At 65.1% G+C, this 1,097-nt stretch carries 1 protein-coding gene; it reads right to left on the bottom strand.

What is annotated here, in order from left to right; translation table 11 throughout:
- Positions 1 to 1,019: IS21 family transposase (gene istA, locus BMI89_RS20500; RefSeq protein WP_246832096.1), on the bottom strand; the 1,019-nt coding region annotated here is incomplete at its 3' end.
- Between the last annotated feature and the right edge of the window lie 78 nt (positions 1,020 to 1,097).

Here is a 1,097-nt window from a genome sequence, read left to right as displayed (position 1 = left end):
GCGATGAGATCGCCGCCGCAGCCGATCGCCACCTCGTCGACATAGCCGCGCAGCCAGACATCGCGGTGGCCGTAGGCGACCGGCACGGAATAGTCGTTGGTCTTGTAACGCACCAGCGCCTGCGAGGTGACCCGCCCGCTCGCCTGATCGCAGGCATCGAAAGAGGCTGGCGGCAGCGCCGACATCACCTCGAGATCCCGGTCAAGGCGCGTGCCGATCGTCTCGGTATGGCCGCGCAGAACATCGCCCTGACGCTTGCGGCATTGTTCTTCCAGCGAGGCGTTGAAGGCCTCCCAGGAGGGGAAGCGCGGCACCGGCACCATGAAGTTGCGCCGGGCATAGCCCACCAGCCCCTCGACGCTGCCTTTGTCATTGCCCTTGCCGGGGCGGCCATAGCGGTCACGGAGCAGGTAATGTGACAGGAACCCGCTGAACAGCCTGGCCCGCTTGCGGGTGCCATCCGGCAGGATCTGTGCCACCAGGCACCTGTCGTTGTCGTAGAGCACCGACACCGGCACCCGACCGAAGAAGCCGAAGGCGTGAACATGCCCGTCGACCCAGGCCTCGGAGGTCGCAGCCGGATAGGCCCGGATGTAGCAGGCATCGCTATGTGGCAGGTCGAAGGCGAAGAAATGCGCCTTCTGCTCGACACCATCAATGATGACCATCGCTTCGCCAAAGTCGGCCTGGGCATGCCCGGGCGCATGGGCCAGCGGCACGAACATCTCGCGACCGCGCCGGTCATCCTCACGAATGTAATCCTTCACGATCGTGTAGCCGCCGGTGAAGCCGTGTTCGTCCCGGAGCCGCTCGAACACCCGCTTGGCGGTGTGCCGCTGTTTGCGCGGCATGCCGCGGTCCTCTTCCAGCCAGGCGTTGATGATCTCGGTGAAACCATCCAGCTTCGGGCGCTTGATCGGCGCCTTGCGCCGGTAGCCCGGCGGAACCGAATACGCCAACATCTTCTGCACGCTGTCGCGTGAAATCCCGAAGTGACGCGCCGCCTCGCGCTGGCTCATCCCCTCGGCGCAGGCAAGTCGAACCTTGCGATACAAGTCCACGGTGAAAATCCTCCCGCCCTCCCGTCGCCAGAAAGG

This window comes from Thioclava sp. F36-7 (assembly GCF_002020075.1).
Lineage (GTDB): Bacteria > Pseudomonadota > Alphaproteobacteria > Rhodobacterales > Rhodobacteraceae > Thioclava > Thioclava sediminum.
The sequence above is the reverse complement of the archived record's forward strand: the minus strand, read 5'-3'. Positions and strand labels throughout refer to the sequence as shown.